We start from the raw sequence: 17,585 nt of genomic DNA on the forward strand, positions 1-17,585 counted from the left end.
CCAGCATCGACGGCCTGAGTGTCCAGGGCGGACGCCTGCACAGCATGAGCCAGCCCGACAGCAGTAGCCTGCGCGATGGCGCATCCGCCAGGCCACCGTACGCTCCAGCAGCTTCGAGTCCGACCTGGAGGAATTTCGCCTGATCGTCGAATACCCGCTGAGCATTCTTTAAACCCGCGCACCGGGCGGGCGCGAGCCCCGCCCAGTGCTCGCAGAGGCTTGAGCATTCATCGCACTGCGCACCTCACTTTTAATCCTATTCCGATATTTTGCTTGGTCCCGGACTTTCATAATTCACCTCAACGAATGTTCCTGATACGCCACCTCTGAACTCATCAATGGGCGGCATTTCAAAGAGGTGTCGACATGACTATCCAATTCAAAAAAACCCTGTATGCCCTGTTGGCAGGTTCGGCCGCGGCCCTGGCGGCGCCGTTCGTTTCCGCGACCGGTATGCAGCCTGAGACCTCCGTGGTCATCTTGTATGAGGCCGAAGGTGAAACCAGCATCAACGTCAAAAACACAGACGGCACCCCGGCGCTGTTGTATTCGACCATCGAGAACATTCCCGAGGACCCCGAATCCCTGGTAGTGCTGACCCCGCCCGTCACCCGTGTCGAGGCCGGCGAAACCCAACTGGTGCGCTTCCTGCGTCAAGGTGGCGAGCCGTCGAAGACTCAGCGTCTCAAGCGCGTGATCTTTGAAGGCATCGCTCAAAAGCCCAACACCAAAGGCCACGCGACAGTCGGTGTGAGCATGCGTCAGAACCTGCCGCTGATCATTCATCCCAAGGGGCTGGAGCGTAACCGTGAGCCATGGAAGTTGCTGAAATGGGATATCCAGGACGGCAAACTGATGGTAATCAACGACAGCGCCTACGTCGTGCGGTTATCCCAGGAGCTGGAACTCAAACCCTCGGGCGAGATGGCCTTGCTGCCACGCACCTATGTCCTGCCAGGTGAGACATTGAAGGTGGCGCTGGACCCTCGGGCTACCCGTCCAAGTTCGGTAACCATCGGCCCTGGCACGGTCTACGGCTTCTCTGTCGATAAGTACGAAGCGCCTATCGGTACCACCGCTGCCCGCTGAGCCTGCGTAACTGCCAACATTCAGTGTTGGCCCTGCCTGTTGTCTACCTAGCAGTCCAATGCCATGAAAAAGCCTGTTCAGGCCACTCGTAAGGGTGGCCGCTGCAAACTCGTGCCTGAACAAAACCATCGCACCTTCCAACCGGTATTTACACCCCTGACGTATGCGATCTGGAGCGCACTGATGCTCGCGCCGATTGCAGCCCTGGCAGACATGCCGATGGAATCGAAGCAAGCCTCCGACGACTTCGCAGGGTTCGATATAGAAATCCTGAAAAAACGCGGTATCGACCCCAAACTGGCCGATTATTTTCGCGAGGCCGCCCGGTTTACCGAAGGCCGGCGCGTGGTTTCGCTGGTGGTTAACGGGGTCAATCTGGGCAGGATGGAAGCCCGGTTCGACAGCCAGGGAGCGCTGTACTTTGACGACGCATTGCTGGCCAAGGCGCGCTTGCAGGTACCGGGTTCTCAGTATGTGCTGAGCCCGAAGGACGCCGCCGAAAAACGTTATGACTTCGTGGCAGCCTACCCGCAAACCGAGGTCAGCCTGCGCCCGAACAAGGATGAAGTTTTTCTGCTGGTGCCGCAGGGCGCCTTGCTGGGCGATGCGCCCGAGGCTACGGACTTCAGCAGTGGCGGTACTGCGGCGCTGTTCAATTATGACGTCATGGCCATGCGCTCGGAATTTGCTGCGCAGGCTAGCGACTACCTGTCGGGTTCGACCGATCTGGGCTTCAACATGGGTGACTGGATCGTGCGCAGTCGCCAGATGTATACCAAGAATGACGACAAGGCGAGCTTCGAGCATTTGTACGCGTACGCACAACGTACGTTCACCGAGCAAAAGGCGGTGCTACAGGCCGGCCAGATCAATATCAACAACCCGCTTTTTTCTGGGGGCTCGATTACCGGCGTGCAGATCCTGCCCGAAACCGCACTGATGGGTTCCGCAGGTTCCGGCGCATTGGTAGAAGGCATCGCCCAGGCACAATCCACGGTAGAAGTACGCCAGGTCGGCGCGCTGATCTACACCACGATCGTGCCGGAAGGGCCATTCAGCCTGAGCGATATCCCGTTGCTCAACAGCAACTCCGACCTGGACGTCACTGTGCGGGACATCACCGGTGCAGAGCGGCATTTCGTCGTGTCGGCGGCTTCGTTTCGCAACGCGGTCACGGCCCGTCCGGGTTACACCTTTTCTGCCGGCAAGATACGCAACCAGGGCGCTGGCGATGAAGACCAACCTTGGGTCATTACCGGTACCGGCACCTGGAGCCTGAGTGAAAACCTGAACGCTACCACCGGCCTGATGGTTGCTACCGACTATCAATCCACCGGATGGGGCGCGGACAAAAGCCTGGCAAAGGACACCAGCCTGAGTGTACGCAATCTGTACTCGAACGCCGCCAAGGAAGGCGTAAAAGGCACCCAGGCCAGCGTCACCCTGAGCACGCGTTTCACCGAGAGCCTGTCGGGCAGTGTGTCGGCGACCCAGCAGACCATTGGCTATCGCGACCTTTCCGACACCACATTGCGCGCCAGCGACGATTGGTACAACAACCGCTACCAGAGCCAATACAGTGTCTCGCTGGGCTGGTCCAACAACAGGCTGGGCAGCTTCAACCTGTCCGTTTCGCCAAGCCGTACCTTCAATGGCGACGCTACCAACCGCCTGGTGGGCTCCTGGGGGAAAACGTTCAAACATGCCACTGTGTCTGCCACCGTGGAAAGCGCATTAAGCGGCTCGTCCAAGGGTTATGGCGGCAGCGACAACGCGATGTACGTCAGCGTCAGCATTCCCCTGGGCCAGTCGCGTAGCGTGCGTACCTATGCCAGCCGACGCGGCGACAACCAACGCCTCGGTGCAACGTATTCCGAAACCGTCAATGACCAGCTCAATTACCGCCTGAGCACCGAGAGCACCGGCAACCGGGGAGGCAACTATTCCACCGCCAACGTCTCGGCCATTCCTCGCTACACCAGCCTGGACCTGGGTTATGCCCAAGGCCCGGACAGCAAGAACTACAACGCCCGAGTCTCCGGCGGCGCAGTGGCGCACAAAGATGGCGTGACCTTCTCGCCGTACCCGGTGCAAGACACCTTCGGCATCGTGGATGTCGGCGACCTGTCCGGGGTCAAGCTGTCGACGCCTTATGGCCCGGTATGGACCGACTACAAGGGCAAGGCCGTGGTGCCACAACTCAATGCCTATCGAGAAAGCCGCGTCGAGGTGCAGACCAAATCGCTGCCGAAACGGGTCGACCTGCAAAACGGCTTCCAGACAGTCGGCGCCGGGCGTGGTTCGGTGAATCACCTCGACTTCAAGGTCATCAAGGTTCAACGCATCCTGATCAACGCCACCGATGCCGCGGGACAACCATTGCCCAAAGGCTCTTCGGTACTTGACGGCAAAAACCACTTCCTCACGACGGTCTTGGACAAGGGCACCATTTTTCTTTCGGGCTCGGACCCCACTCAGGTACTGAAGGTTGCTCTCCCGGATGAAAAGTCCTGCCTGCTGAAGATCGACCTCCCCAAGGAGACTGACTATGACGCTTTCTACGATGTTGCACCGGCGGTTTGCCATGCGACGTAAAACCAGTACCCATTGCGCGTGCTGGCTGGGTACTGCACTCACCCTGGTTGTCAGCGGCACATTCGCGGCCGACTGCGACATGCGGTTGAGCAATCCAGAGGTGGATTACGGCGCACTTAACCGAGGTGAAATGAATATTCGCGGGAACGTCCCGATTGCACTCGGCACCCGGCAACTAATGCTGACGGCGGTGTGTCGCCAAGAGACCACTCTTGGGTTGCGGTTTGAGGGGCAAGCGGCGGACTCGAATAGCTACCGTTTTGCCGGCAAAGGCCGTTTCACAATCAAACTGAGTAACGCAACGTTGGATGGCAATGCCGTGCAACTGGCGCAAACGAACGGCGCTGGGAGTGGTTCTGCATTGGCGGCGGTGGAACTGCGTCCGAATGAAGCGGTGACTGCCATGGCTCAAGGTCAGCGGGCTGTTGGCAAAGTCTTTTCGGCTCAGGTTGAGATTCAAACCTTTATCGATGAAACAGAGACACGTGCGCGTGATATCACCGTGCTCGAAGGGCGCGGTGAATTGACGCTGGATACACAATAAAAGTTTATATATCGATTTTGCTTTTAGGCCTATTCCTAAAGATCCGCAACTATTACTAGTTAGAAAATATTGCTTAGCCGGAACGGACACCAGCTCTTCTGCCTATGGGGCAGATCTACCAAATTTCATGTAACGGAGATATAAAATGCGTTTCAATCCAAAACTGGCTGCTTTGGCCTTTGCTACTACTGCGGCATTTGTTTCTTTTGGTGCACAAGCCTCATCGATCGAGATAAAAGTCACTGGCACCATTATTCCGACTGCCTGCACCCCGACATTGGCAGGTGGTGGCACTATCGATTATGGTACGTTCGGTTCTGCTGACGTGAGCCAGACGGACTTTACCCTGTTGCCTGAGAAGAATATTGCATTTTCTATTGTTTGTAATGCGCCAACCAAAGTTGCGCTGAAAGCTGTAGATAATCGTGCGAACACTCGAGTCCTTGGAGTAGTAAAAAAAGTCGGGGGATCCCCTACTGACTTCTCTAACTTCGGACTGGGTAGTGCTGCCGGAAAAAATATTGGTGGTTATGTTATGAGAGTGACTGCTGATAGTTTTACTGCCGACAGCGCTTCCGTTAAATCAACTTTTAGCGTCGATTCCGGCACTACGTGGGGTAGTTCGACTTTTGGTACTCTCACCAATGATGGCTCTACTATTCTGTCGTGGTCGGCAACTTCTGGTGGTGCTCCAGTCGCGTTCACCTCTCTATCTGGCAATTTGTTCTTGCAGGCAGTATTGAATAAGGGTTCTGACTTGGCACTGACCAGCGATGTTTCTCTGGACGGTTCAGCTACGCTTGAATTGATCTACCTGTAATAAACGATGGCCCGTAGCGTGTTTTCACTACGGGCTTTTTATGTCGTACACCACTTCTTTATGTTGTCGATCGTCAAAACGACTCGCACGGTTGCAGCCGGCTCGGTATTCCTGGATCACGCGCAGTGAGTGAATCTCGAAACCATCCAAACGCCAGCGGGTGTTGTTCGTATCACAGCGACACCACCTTCGTGGCACCGCGTCACCCAGGGCTGTTTGCGCCGACACTCCAGCAATGGAGCGCGCTCTTGCATAACGCGGTAAACCTACCTCACGCTGGCCGATGCCAGGGACTGCTGCTCATGCTGCCGAAGCAATAGGCCCAGACTTGACGGGTGCCATAGCTAGGCAAGGCGCCAACTACCTGCTTGATTTACTCGCCCAAGACTACATCCTTGAACGTCCGGCGGCGCAGCCGATTTCACTGGCCACCCCCCGGCTATAGATGACCTCCTCTGGCTTCAGAACTACACTGAATCTTTTAAAAAAGATCCACTACACCCACTCTTTCTGGCCGGGTCGATTAGTTCCATGAGACTACTTATCACTATAGGGTCTGGAGGGCTGGAGACTTTCCTGATGACCCGTGAAGACTTCCAGTCTATCTCTGTTGCATCAACAGGCCGGTCATCGTAAATCAAGATATGGCGAAACCCAGGGCTATTGCGACAGAAGCTATCAAGATCGAAGCCGAATCTCGCTCCATCCATCGAGTCGCCATGCATAACCAAAAGATCAAATGCCACGAGCGCGTACTCCAGCAAATGAAGCAGATCTTTAAAGGACTCCACCGGAGCTATACGATAATAGCCATGTTCATTCAGTAGTTTTTCAACTTCCAGGCGTTGCGAGTGACGGTTGTCAAAAATCAGAATTCGCAAGGATTTTGTAGGCATGTTCATGTTCCATGAGCAAAGCTGCCCTGTACTGACAACTGGCAGTTACAGAAACCTGGACGAGTCCTTTCTCGCAGCGTCCAGCACAAGGCAAACTGTTTTATTTCCAGACTCGCAAAGCAGACCAGTTACCAGAGGCTTGGCTGGTCATAGGTTTGGCGAATAGATCTTCCAGAGTCAGCGCTCGCGCATGGCCTCCCTGGCTTTGTTGAACGGTTTGAGCAGATAGTCCAATACCGTCTTGGAGCCGGTCTTTATGTCCACCGTCGCGATCATCCCGGGAGTGATAGCGAACTGTTTACCGCTGTTGTTCTTTAGAAAACCCGAATCTGTTTGAATGAATACGCGATAGAAGTAGTTCTCCGGCTTCACCTTGTCCTGGATGGTATCCGGCGAGATTGTCACCACCTTGCCCTCAAGCCCGCCGTAGATGGCGTAGTCATAAGCGGTGATTTTCACCTTCGCCACCTGGTCTGGATGGATGAAGGCGATATCCCTCGGTGAAATGCGTGTTTCGATCAATAGCTGGTCATCCAACGGCACGATCTGCATCAGCTTGCCATTGGGTGGGATGACCCCGCCGATGGTGGTCACCTCGATGCCTTTCACAATGCCGCGCACTGGCGATAGAACAGTCAAGCGGGTCAATGAATCCTCGCGACCTCGAATGACCGAGCTCAAGGAACTGACCTCCGCGCGAGCCTTGGCCAACTCCTCCCCCGCCTGGACCTGATAGGTAGACCGTAGCTCGGTGAGCTTGAGTTGCAGCTCGCTACGCTGGCGCTGCAAGCGAATCACCTCGACATTACTGGCCGCACCGGTTTTTGCCAGTGACTGGGTTATTTGCAATTCACGATCGACCAGTTGCAGGGAAGTCGTGACACCGGCCCGAGAGTCCTTGAGCCTGTTGATCCGCTCCTGGTACAGCTGGGTCTCGCGGGCAACCAAGTCGGGATATGCCTGAAGCTCATCGGGAAAGAGCAGCGGGCTACCACTGACTTCAGCTTGCAACCGGCTGGCACTGGCCAGGACGGCCCGATAGCGAGAAGCACTTTCCTCCACATTCGACTCGGTCTTGGTCGGATCGAGTTGCGCCAGTACCTGCCCTGCCTCTACCAGATCGCCTTCCGCAACCTCGAGATCGGCCAGGATGCCTCCCTCCAGCGATTGGATGATCTGCTCATGGGAACTGGGAATAACCTTGCCATCACCTTTGGACACTTCATCCAGCTCGGCAAAATAGGCCCAACTGCCCAGGATCAGAACAATCGCCATAAGGCTGCTGATGATGCCCGATGAGTGCTGCAGTGCAGCATCATCCCCCGGGTCCATCCCTTCCAACGGCGATTTTTTCTTCATGAGGCGGCGCGCCTGGGCCCGCAAACCGTGATGATCAAGCATGCTGATCGCCTCCTTGCTCGGGGTTGACCGCAGCAGGCCGGCTGAGACGCCTGATGGCTTCATCTTTGGGTGCGTCGAGCACCACCTTGCCCTCGTCGACCACGACGATTCGATCGACCAGCTCCAGCAAGGCAGGTCGATGCGTCGCGACGATCAGGGTCTTGCCCTGTGCCCACAGATTGAGGTTTTCCAGGAACAGGCGCTCGGTCCCTTCGTCAAGCGACGAGGTCGGCTCATCCAGAAGCAGCACGTTGGGCTGGCGCAGTAGCAGACGGGCCAGCAGCAACGACTGCTTCTGGCCACCCGACAGGCCGATACCGCCTTCCATAATCAGATGATCCAGACCGGTCGGGAGTTTTTTGATGAAGCTCGCTGCCCCCGTCAGAGCGAGGGCCGAGAGCATTTCCTGATCGGCGGCCAAGGGCGCGCCCAACTTCAGGTTCTCCCTGATGGTTCCGTGAAACAGATGGGAATCCTGCGTCAGCAAGGCCACGTCCCGGCGTACGTCCGCGGGGTCGAGGTGATTGAACACGACGCCGTCCAGGCTGATCGAGCCTGAGCGAGAGTCGACGCCTCCGACCAGGGCCTGCAACAACGTCGACTTGCCGGCGCCATTGCGCCCCAGTACGGCGATGCGCTCACCGGCACTAATGCTCATCCGTTCGATGCGCAGAGCCGGGCCATCTGCGCCATAGGCGAAAACCGCCTTGTCCAGGGCGTAATCCCCGTACAGGTGGGCACGATGTACTTTGTGGCTGTGCTCCGGGTAATCGGTGGGCAGCTCCATCAGCTTGTTCAAGCCGGCCAGAGCGGTTTTTGCCTGCTGCCAGCGGATGATCACCTGCGTCAGCTGGGCCATTGGCGCCATCATGCGCGATCCGAGGATCGAGGCGGCCACCAGGGAACCCGTGGTCAGGTCCCCCACCATGACCATCGGCGCGCCAAAGAAAATCACCACGGCGAACACCAGGGTTTGCACCGACTGCGACCAATACTGCAAACGATGGGTCAGGGCCTTGAGCCGCAGATTCGCGGTGGCGGTCGTGGCGTTGTAGTGGTTCCAGCTCAGCTGGAACTTCTGTTCGGCCTGCAGCGCCTTGACGTCCTCCAGTCCCTGGATGGTCTCCACCAGCAACGCATTGCGCAGGCTCGACTCCCTGAGCGCCTCGTTAGCCAGCCGGCCCAGCTTGCCCTGGCACAGTAGGCCGGGGGCGACCATCAAGACCAAGGCACACAAGGGCACCAGCACAAGAGGGCCAACCAACAGCCAGAACACGCCAAGGAACAGCAGGAAGAACGGCAGGTCGGCCAGGGCCGTTACCGTGCTGGAGGTGATCAGCTCACGGATCTGCTCCAGCTCCCGGATCTGCGCAATGAAGGTGCCCGTGGAGCGTGGGCGGGCTGAGTTGCGCAAACGGATGGAATGACCAAACACCTTGTCGGACAGGCGCATGTCCGCTCGCTTGCCCAGCAGGTCGGTGACATGGGATCGGGCATTGCGGATCACGAAGTCGATAGCGCCGGCCAGCAGCACGCCGATGAACAAGACATACAGGGTCGGCATGGAGCCCGCCGGCACGACCCGGTCATAGGTCTGCATGGAAAACAGCACCCCGGCCAGCCCCATCAGGTTGGCGATCAGCGAAGCGAATATGACATAGCGATAGGATTTCCAGTCCCGCAGCACAATGTCCTTGAACCAGTTCCGGTCATAGGGCTTGGTGTAATCGTCGATGCGCACGTCCGCGCGATTGCCCACGGGGCGAAGGATGATGACCCTGTGGCATTGCTCCAGCAATTGCGCTCGAGGCAACACCGACGCCAGGCCATGGTCGCCACTGAGCCGGACCTGAAGCGAGTCATCGGCCCTTAGTCCTTCGATCAACGCCAATTGGCCATCCTGCAATTGAATCAGCAAGGGCAGGCGCCACTGAGTGAGGTCCTCGACTTGCAGCTCTTCGTCGATCTTGATCGACAGCCCCAGGTGCTTGGCAATGGCGTACAGCTGCTCGTCCGAATGCGGGCTGTTCTGCCAGGCCGCAGCCAGGCGAGCGTCCTCGGACGAGAAGGTCAGGTTGTAATGGCCGGCGACCAGCAACAGCATTTCCAGCCAGGGTGGGGAATCATGCTGCGTGCCCTGCCCTGGCACGTCTTGTAAGGTTGGTTTCATGGCAAGCGCTCACGATAGGTGTCATTGCCGGCAGCGCCAAACGACCGGCTGAGATGGCCCGCGCTATACAAGCAGTTGATCTGCAAGCGGCGCAGGCTGTTTAACGTGGTTTGTTGGTCAATACGCGACAGGTAGGCTTCCTGCTCGGCGTTGAGCAGGTCGAGCAACGGGCGTGTTCCCAACTCGAGGTACTGCTGGCGGTACAACACGCGAGTCTCATTGATGGCGCGTTCGCGCAGGGACTGGGCGCCGAGACTTGAATGCAGCTTGAGCACCTGGCTTTTGGACTGCTGCAGTTCCTGCCGTGCGTTGAGCCGAGCGGTATCGAGCCCGGCCTGCGCGGATGCCAGGGTCCGCTCGCTGGCCGCCTTGCCGGCCTGGATGGCACCGCCCTGATAGATCGGCATGCTGGCATTGAGGAACAGGCTGTATCGGCTTCTGTCCTGATCCGTCCCCAGGTTGTCATCCAGTTGCCGGGTGAAGGTGGGCTCCAGGGAGAAGGTGGGCAAACCGGCGGCCTTCGCCGCTTTGACTTCGGTCCGCGCCCTGTCCACCCGGGCCTGGGCCGATATCACCTCGGGGTTGTCCTGCATGTTCGCCTCCGCCCTCTGGCAGGACTGCTCCAGTACCCCTGGAAAGCTGTCGCCAACGCCAGTCACCGAGGCATTCCCCGTCAGGCTCGCCAGCGTCGCCAGGGAGCGCGCGAGATTGGCCTGGTACTGCAACTCGGAAACCTTTACGCCTTCAATGCGTGAGGCCGTCTGAATGTAATCGGAACGCGTACTGGCGCCCATGTCGAAACGCTGGCGAGCGAGCGCGGAGACCTTTTCCAGATTCTCTATCTGATCCCGGGCAATCAAGATCACGCGCTGGTAGAACTGGCTGTCGAGAAAGGCCAGCGCCGTATTCAGGGTGACCTGTTCGATGCTCAGGCGAACCTCGGCCTGTCGCTCCGTCACACCGGCCTGGCTGGCCTCGACCGCGCTGGCCACCTTGCCGAAGTCATACAACATCTGCGAGGCGCTCAGATCGAACACCTGGGCACTGCTGCCGCCAGGGACTCCGCTCTGATAACCGGACCTCACCCCGCCATTGATCCTGGGAAAGTAGCCAGCCCGGGCGATCTCGACCTGTTGAAGTTGTGCGTTGGCCCCTTCATGGGCCCGCTTGATATCCGGATACGAAGCGATTGCCTGATGTATGGCAGCGGCCAGGTCCGGGTGATCCGCATTGACCGGGACCCTGTCGTCCATTTCCAACCGGGCACCGGCCGGAGGAATAAACTGCCCGGCCTCGATCAAGGCGGTCAATGAAACAGGTGGAACGACCTGTGTTTTTTCCGTGTTTTTCCCTACCCCGCTGGTCTCAGGCAGGCGCTCTTCATTGACGGAGAGCCGGGTCATGTCTTCTTGCGCAGTACGACTTTTGCCAGCCGCAGCGACGGTGGTGGAAGCCTGTTCCACCCTCTTCTGTTCAACAGGCTTTACTGGCGCTGGAACATAACGCGAGTTGGGAATGACATAGACAGTCTGAGCATTAACCTGTCCGACCGAGAAAGCCGTACTCGCTGAAAGCACGACCATCAGGCAGAACACATCCTGCCGCAAACGCAGCAAATGAAACATAAGAATTACCCAAGAGTAGCCCTGGGCCTTGCGGCCCAGGTTCTTTTTAATGCGACTTAGATGACGGAAATTCCATTTTCCACCCAGAGATCCTTGTTCGTCGTTGGGTCGATATAACGCAAGTAATCACGACCGTTCTGCGATACCGAAACATCGGGCTTCCAGGAATCCGGCAGGTCCAGTACAGAAGTCGATACCGGGCTGGATATCGTGCCGTCAGGTTGCAAGATATCTTCCAATGTCAGCGTCAACGGCGCCTCGGATGGATCATCCTCGGCTTGCAGACCGATCAACTTGCTGGTGTCCAGTTTCGGCGCCTGCAAATTGAACTTGAGCAGATCTGCACTATCGTCGTTGTTCACTTCAGGCAGATTTTGCGAGGCCGCATCCGTCTCTGTCAGATCGGCAACCGGGTTCAAACCTGTCGGCACCTTTTCCAACTCGGCCACAAGCCGGGCGTCGGCAATATGAACATTGAGGGTCGAGGTGACCTCCTCACCGTTCTCATGCCTGGCCACATACTCGAAGCTATCCGTTTCATTCAACCCCGCCAGGCTGAGTTTGGGGGTGTAGGTATATTGGCCATCTGCCTTGATTTTCAAGTCGCCGAACTTGCCGTGAATGGTTTGTTCGCCGTCCACAGGCAACGAAGTCCCGCCGACGCTGCTGATATGTGCATCGTCCTGGGAAAGCAGATCACCCGATACCGAAGGCGCTTTGCTCGTGACGGTAAAGTTGCCCCTCAGTGTCTCCTCTGTCGCTGTCCGGGCTTCATAGGTGAAGGTTTCCGAGTGGTCCGAAGGCACGACATTTTTATCCTGCACATAGCTGGCCCGGCCGTCGGTTCCAATGCGCAGCTCACCCTGTTTGCCTTGTATAGCGGTACGTCCCTCGTTCGCCAACTCCTTGCCATTCACCTTGAGCAGCTTCGCCCCTGGCGGAAGAACAAGGCCGTTGGTGATCGCGCTGCTGGCAAAACCTCCTGCGAAGGACTCGCTGGTGATCGTGGTGGTATATTCTTTCGCCCCCAAACCCAATGCGCTGATGTCGTAGATAGTGACGCGGTACTCGCCGGGAGTTTCAGTTCGAATGGAAATACCCGACTCGTCGATCTCGGAGGAGAGAGAGGCCGACAGGTTGAAAACTCCGTTATTCCCGCCGCGAGCGACATTGACCCATTCATTTCCGATTCGCTTATCCACCGCCATCTCAGCGCCGCGGAGAAAGTCGCCACTGAGCGAAGAACTATTGCTTACATTCACTTCCACCCTTTCGTTCTCGGCTACGGAGAAATTATACGTAGCCCCGGTGGGAAACCAGCTGTCCTCAGCGCCGAGTTTCTCACGCAGCCAGTCTATTCCCGCACCAATGACAAAACTGCCGGGGGTGAGAATAATAGCGGTCTTGGGTACCGTAACTTCACTGATGGCTGGATCGATAAATAGACCGACCTGTACGTCCTGGGCTTCTGCCGTCAACTGGAACGGCGCCTGTACGGATATCGAAGACGACATCTCGTCATCGGTGGTGGAGAACACATTCAGCGTTGTCCCGCCCTTCTGTACCGCGATGGGTACGACATAACTGCCGTCATCGTCGACCTCCTGTCGGCCCAGTGGCTTGCCCTCGGCATCCTCGACCACGACAGTGCTGTTGGGCGCGGCCTTGCCGAAGACGCTCTTGCCATCGGCACTGATCGATGCGCTCAAGGGGGCCGGCGGAACCGCTTCATCATCCAGGAGAGGAACGATCAACTCACTGGACAGCGATTCCTTGCCCGCCACTTCAGCCACAACCTTGACCGGGGTACCCGCGGGCAACTTGGCGATGTCTGCCGCGAATGTACCGTCGTCCCCGGCCAGGACCGGACCCGCCAGCAGCTTGCCAGCAGCATCCTTGACTGACACCCTCGCGCCTGGCTCGGCCTTGCCGCTGATCTTGGTTCCGCTAGCATCGACTTGGGCATCGGGCTGTGGCGGTCGGCCAACATCGAACACCGGCGTTTGCACGTATGTCGAGGCGGACTCAACACCTCGCCCCTGAGCCGTCACGACCAACATCTGGCCAGCCGGCTGCTGGGCAATGGTCACCACGAAGGTGCCGTCAAGCCTGACCACGCCAGCGCCGATCTCGCTGCCCTGGGCGTCCTTGACGCGGATCGTATCGCCCGCCTTGCCTTTGCCTATCACCTGCGTACCGGACTCGTCGATACCCACACCGGTTGGTGTGTTGGAGTCGACATCAGGCGTCATCAGCGTCTGCGAATCGGAGACCTTGCCGTTGTTCTGCAAGACGACGTTCAACAGTTGGCCGCCCGGATGGGGGGCGATGCTGACCTGGAAGATCCCATCCGGCCCCACCAGCCCCTTGCCGAGCACCGCCTGGTTGTCCGCGGACTTGACCAGGGCGATGCTGTTGGGGGCCCCCTTGCCTTGAACCTCGGTGCCCGTGACATCGATGCTCACCTCGAAGGGTTTGGCCGGCGTCTGTTCCTGACCGAGCGGGACCAGCAACAGCTCTGAAAGCGAGGTTTCCTCGCCCTTTTTCGCCGTGATGGAAAGCCTGGCCCCACCCGCCTGCAACGGAATATTGGCCGAGAAGAAACCGTCACGCGCGACGGCGAACGTACCCAGATCCTCCTGGGTATCGAGATTGACGATCTTCACCGTCTCTCCCGCCTTGGCCTTGCCCAATACACGGGTGCCGTCCGGGTTGATACTCAGGTCGGTAACCGAGTCCAGACTTACGGGTACCTTTTTCAGCTCGGCCACCAGCCCGGCCTCGGCAATATGAACATTGAGGGTCGAGGTGACCTCCTCACCGTTCACATGCCTGACCACATACTCAAAGCTATCCGTTTCATTCAACCCCGCCAGGCTGAGTTTGGGGGTGTAGGTATATTGGCCATCGGCCTTGATTTTCAAGTCGCCGAACTTGCCGTGAATGGTTCGCTCGGCGGTCGAAGACAACAAAGTCCCGCCGACGCTACTGATATGCGCATCGTCCTGGGCAAGCAGATCACCCGATACCGCAGGGGCCTCGGTCTTGATGGTAAAGCTGCCTCTCCGTGTCGTCCCTGACTCTTCACGGGCCTCATAGGTGAAGGTTTCCGACTGCCCCGCAGTGGCACTTTTATCCTGCACATAGCTGGCCTGGCCGTCGGTTCCAATGCGCAACTCACCCTGTTTGCCCTGTATCGCGGTATATGTCTCGCTCCCCAACTCCTTACCATTAACCTTGAGCAGCTTCGCCCCTGGCGGAAGAATAAGGTCGTTGGTGATCGCGTTGTTGGCAAAACCTCCTGCAAAGGATTCCCTGGTGATAGTGGTGGTGTAGTCTTTCCACCCCAGCCCCAATAGAGTGACATCGCTGATAGTTACGCGGTACTCGCCGGGAGTTTCATATTTAATGGAAATACCCGACTCGTCGACGTCGGAAAATATGGCAATACGCGACAGGCCGGCAATCTCTTCCCCCCTGCTTCGATCTACATTAACCCATTCATTTCCGACTCGCTTATCCAGCGTCACATCACTGCCGCGGAGAAAGTCGGCACTGAGCGGAGCCTTATTGCTTACCCTCACTTCCACCCTTTCGTTCTCGGCCACGAAAAACTCATAGGTGTCCTCGGTGGGAAACCTGCTTTTTTCAGCGCCGAGTTTGTCACGCGCCCAGTCTATTCCGGCACTAATGCCCGAACTAAGGGGGGTGAAAAAGCTAACCTTCTTGGTTTCCATAAGTTCATTGAGGTATGGATCAATGAATAGACCGACCTGTACGTCCTGGGCTTCTGCCGTCAACTGAAACGGTGCCAGTACGGATATCGAAGACGACATCTCGTCACCGGTGGTGGAGTACACATTCAGCGTTGCCCCGCCCTTCTGTACCGCGATGGGTACGACATAACTGCCGTCATTGCCGACCTTTTGTAGGCCCAGTGGCTTGCCCCCGGCATCCTCGACCACGACATGACTGTTGGGCGCAGCCTTGCCGAAGACGCTCTTGCCATCGGCACTGATCGATGCGCTCAAGGGAGCCGGCGGAACCGCTTCACCATCCAGGAGAGGAACAATCAACTCACTGGACAGCGATTCCTTGCCCGCCACTTTAGCCACGACCTTGACCGGGGTGCCCGCGGGCAACTTGGCGATCTCTGCTGCGAATGTACCGTCTTCCCCGGCCAGGACCGGGCCCGCCAGCAGATTACCGGCAGCATCCTTGACCGACACGCTCGCGCCTGGCTCGGCCTTGCCGCTGATCTTGGTTCCGCTAGCATCGACTTGGGCATCGGGCTGTGGCGGTCGGTCGACATCGAATGCCGGTGTTTGTACGTATGCCGGGGCGGATTCAACGCCTTGCCCCTGGGCCGTGACGATCAACGCCTGGTCGGCCGGCTGCTGGGCAATGGTCACCACGAAGGTGCCGTCAGGCTTGACCACGCCGGAGCCGATCTCGCCGTTCAGGGCCTCTCTCTTGATGCGGATCGTCTCGCCCGCCGTGCCTTTGCCCGTCACCTGTGTACCGGACTCGTCGATACTCACAGCGGTCGGTGTGTTGGAGTCGATATAAGGGCTCATCACCGTCTCCGAATCGGAGACCCTGTCGTTGTTCTGCAAGGCGACGTTCAACAGTTGACCGCCCGGCTGGGGGGCGATGCTGACCTGGAAGCTCCCATCCGGTCCCACCAGCCCCTTGCCGAGCACCGTCTGGTTGTCCGTGGACTTGACCTGGACGATGGTGTGAGGGACGCCCTTACCTTGAACCTTGGTGCCCGTGATATCGATGCTTACATCGAAGGGTTTGACCAGAGCCTGCTCCCCATCGAGCGGGACCAGCAACAGTGCTGGAAGCGAGGTTTTCCCGTCCTTTTCCGCTGTGATGGAAAGCCTGGCCCCCCCCGCCTGCGGCGGGATATAGGCCGAGAAGAAACCGTCAATCGTTTCGTCGACCGAGCCCAGGTCCTCCTGGGTGTCGAGATTGACGATCCTCACCTTCTCTCCCACCTTGGCCTTGACCAAGACGCGGCTACCGTCCGGGCTGATATTCAGGTCGGTGGGCGGTAATGGTCGTTCCGCGTCGATAACCGGCGCCACGACCGTGATCGGCAGCGAATCTTCACCCTTGTTGTATGCGGTCAGGGTCAGGCCCGCTCCCGAACTCTGCGGCGAACTCAGGGCAATTTCGATCGCGCCGTCCTTGCCTACGACACCACTGCCCAGTTCCACATCCTGAGCATTCATGACCTTGATGATCTCGCCCGGCTTGCCATTGACCGTCAAGCGGGTCCCGGTATCGTTGACTTCCCCGTTACGCGGTGCCAGGACCGGCACCGCGATGCTCGCGGGAGCGGACACCAGATCGCCCAGCGTCAGGGTCCCTTCGAGCGACTCATGGCTGGCAATCGACGGCAGGATCACACTGCCCTTGCCTTGTTGATCCAGTACCACGGAAATGGCGGTCCCGGCCGGGACATCGATTTGCACGGTGGCGTTCGGCTTGCCTTCGAGCCTCAGCTGTCCGGTCAGGGCATCGACCGGGCCAAGTACGGGCTTCAGCAATGGGGTATCGACCTGCGTGGCAGATGATTGCAGTCCCTCCTCTTCGACGATCACGCCCAACGACTCGCCGCCCGCGCCGTGAGTCAGTTTGATCACCCCCTGCCCCTGCGCATCCAGGAGGATTGCGTTACCAATCGGCTGGCCGTTCTTGTCTTGCAGTTGAGCACTGGCGCCCGCCTTGCCGGTCACGGTGATCTCGCCCGTGGTCGGATCGACTGTCCCCAACTGGGGTGCCAGCAAAGGCACATCCAGCGCCGCGACCGGCGATTGCTTGCCGTCGGGGCCCGTGACCACCAACTCAAGCGGCTCGCCACTCAAGCTCGGCGGCACGATAAGCGTGCCTTGGCCCTTCGCGTCGAGGCTCACTGGAGTGCCGATCGGCTTACCGTCCTTGTCTTGCAGTTGCGCAGTGCCCATCGGTGTGCCGGTGACCGGCAGCGCGCCCGTGGCTGGATCGATTGGCCCAAACTGAGGTGCCAGCAAAGGCACATCCACAGTCGCGACCGGCGATTGCTGGTCACCGTCGGTGACCAGCACATTGATCTGCTTGCCACTTTCGCTCGTCGGTACGGTAAGCGTGCCTTTGCCCTCGCTATCCAGGACCACCGGATTGCCAATCGGATTACCGTCTTTGTCTTGCAGTTGCGCGGTCCCACCCGGCTTGCCGGTGACCAGCAATTCGCCGGTGCTCGGATCAACTTTGTCGACAACGGTTGGAGATGGAGCAACGACTGGAGGTTGCACGGTCAAGACCGGCACCTCCACTGTCGATTGCAGCTGACCGTCGACCAGCACATCGAGCTGCTCGCCACTTTCGCTCGGCGGTACGACGAGCGTGCCTTTGCCCTCGCCATCCAGCACTACCGGGTTGCCAATCGGATTACCGT

9 protein-coding genes and 1 pseudogene are annotated in these 17,585 nt (G+C 58.3%); 5 read left to right on the forward strand and 5 right to left on the reverse strand.

The window, feature by feature from the left end:
* Positions 1 to 76 precede the first annotated feature (76 nt).
* The 5 genes and pseudogenes from ACTJKT_RS30760 to ACTJKT_RS30780 form a co-directional block, all read left to right on the forward strand.
* A pseudogene (locus tag ACTJKT_RS30760) lies at positions 77 to 172 on the forward strand (hypothetical protein); the annotation flags it as partial.
* Positions 173 to 366: 194 nt separating this feature from the next.
* Entirely contained in the window at positions 367 to 1,089 is a 723-nt protein-coding gene (locus ACTJKT_RS30765; protein WP_440790336.1) for a fimbria/pilus chaperone family protein, read from the forward strand.
* 183 nt (positions 1,090 to 1,272) lie between these two features.
* Positions 1,273 to 3,684, forward strand: coding sequence for a fimbrial biogenesis usher protein (locus ACTJKT_RS30770; protein ID WP_440790338.1), 2,412 nt, complete (start codon positions 1,273 to 1,275; stop codon positions 3,682 to 3,684).
* Positions 3,638 to 4,228 carry a hypothetical protein gene (locus ACTJKT_RS30775; RefSeq protein ID WP_440790340.1) on the forward strand — a complete coding sequence of 197 codons (591 nt, stop codon included), beginning with the start codon at positions 3,638 to 3,640 and terminating at the stop codon, positions 4,226 to 4,228. Before ACTJKT_RS30770 ends, ACTJKT_RS30775 begins: the two co-directional genes overlap by 47 nt.
* Before the next feature lie 145 nt (positions 4,229 to 4,373).
* Positions 4,374 to 5,048 carry a DUF1120 domain-containing protein gene (locus tag ACTJKT_RS30780; protein WP_440790342.1) on the forward strand — a complete coding sequence of 225 codons (675 nt, stop codon included), beginning with the start codon at positions 4,374 to 4,376 and terminating at the stop codon, positions 5,046 to 5,048.
* Positions 5,049 to 5,515: 467 nt separating this feature from the next.
* On the opposite strand, the gene ACTJKT_RS30785 is transcribed toward ACTJKT_RS30780, so the two are convergent.
* The 5 genes from ACTJKT_RS30785 to ACTJKT_RS30805 form a co-directional block, all read right to left on the reverse strand.
* Positions 5,516 to 5,944: a hypothetical protein gene (locus ACTJKT_RS30785; protein WP_440790344.1), complete on the reverse strand. Its 429-nt coding sequence runs from the start codon at positions 5,942 to 5,944 to the stop codon at positions 5,516 to 5,518.
* Positions 5,945 to 6,121: 177 nt separating this feature from the next.
* Positions 6,122 to 7,345 carry an HlyD family type I secretion periplasmic adaptor subunit gene (locus tag ACTJKT_RS30790; protein WP_440790346.1) on the reverse strand — a complete coding sequence of 408 codons (1,224 nt, stop codon included), beginning with the start codon at positions 7,343 to 7,345 and terminating at the stop codon, positions 6,122 to 6,124.
* Positions 7,338 to 9,515 carry a type I secretion system permease/ATPase gene (locus ACTJKT_RS30795; RefSeq protein WP_440790348.1) on the reverse strand — a complete coding sequence of 726 codons (2,178 nt, stop codon included), beginning with the start codon at positions 9,513 to 9,515 and terminating at the stop codon, positions 7,338 to 7,340. The genes ACTJKT_RS30790 and ACTJKT_RS30795 overlap by 8 nt, the downstream gene beginning before the upstream one ends.
* The gene (locus ACTJKT_RS30800) at positions 9,512 to 11,140 is read right to left on the reverse strand and encodes a TolC family outer membrane protein (protein ID WP_440790350.1); all 1,629 of its coding nucleotides are present in this window, start codon (positions 11,138 to 11,140) and stop codon (positions 9,512 to 9,514) included. The genes ACTJKT_RS30795 and ACTJKT_RS30800 overlap by 4 nt, the downstream gene beginning before the upstream one ends.
* A gap of 56 nt (positions 11,141 to 11,196) precedes the next feature.
* On the reverse strand, positions 11,197 to 17,559 hold the full coding sequence (locus ACTJKT_RS30805; RefSeq protein ID WP_440790352.1) for an Ig-like domain-containing protein: 6,363 nt from the start codon (positions 17,557 to 17,559) through the stop codon (positions 11,197 to 11,199).
* Positions 17,560 to 17,585: the final 26 nt, after the last annotated feature.

Origin of the sequence: Pseudomonas sp. 22526 (genome assembly GCF_052044735.1) — a bacterium.
Classification (GTDB): Bacteria; Pseudomonadota; Gammaproteobacteria; order Pseudomonadales; family Pseudomonadaceae; genus Aquipseudomonas; species Aquipseudomonas piscium.